The following is a 246-nucleotide window of genomic DNA, read 5'->3' on the forward strand; positions in this document are numbered from 1 at the left end:
TCGAAGGCCGCAGCATCGGTGGCGGTCTCCAGCCCCCAGAGATCGCCGAGAATGGCCGAACCGAATTCCATCCAGGCGCGATGCTCGGCGCGGGTGAGCGGATCCTGCGGATGCAGCTTGGCGCCGGTCCGTTCTTCGCGGGAGAGAAGTTCAGCCTGGTGGATGCGGTGTTCGCGCCGATCTTCCGCTATTTCGATTTGTTCGACCAGCTGACCGATCTCGCTGTTTTCACCCATACGCCAAAGC

General features: G+C 62.2%; 1 protein-coding gene and 1 pseudogene. One reads left to right on the forward strand and one right to left on the reverse strand.

Annotated features, from left to right (window positions below; genetic code table 11):
* Window positions 1-128: pseudogene (locus FNJ47_RS47740) on the reverse strand (glutathione S-transferase family protein); the annotation flags it as partial.
* On the opposite strand from FNJ47_RS47740, the gene FNJ47_RS47745 reads away from it, so the two are divergent.
* Window positions 111-246 (forward strand): glutathione S-transferase C-terminal domain-containing protein (locus tag FNJ47_RS47745; RefSeq protein ID WP_236000630.1); only part of this gene is annotated, 136 nt, incomplete at its 3' end. The pseudogene FNJ47_RS47740 and the gene FNJ47_RS47745 sit on opposite strands and share 18 nt — an antisense overlap.

Source organism: Bradyrhizobium uaiense (genome assembly GCF_010811875.1).
GTDB lineage: Bacteria > Pseudomonadota > Alphaproteobacteria > Rhizobiales > Xanthobacteraceae > Bradyrhizobium > Bradyrhizobium uaiense.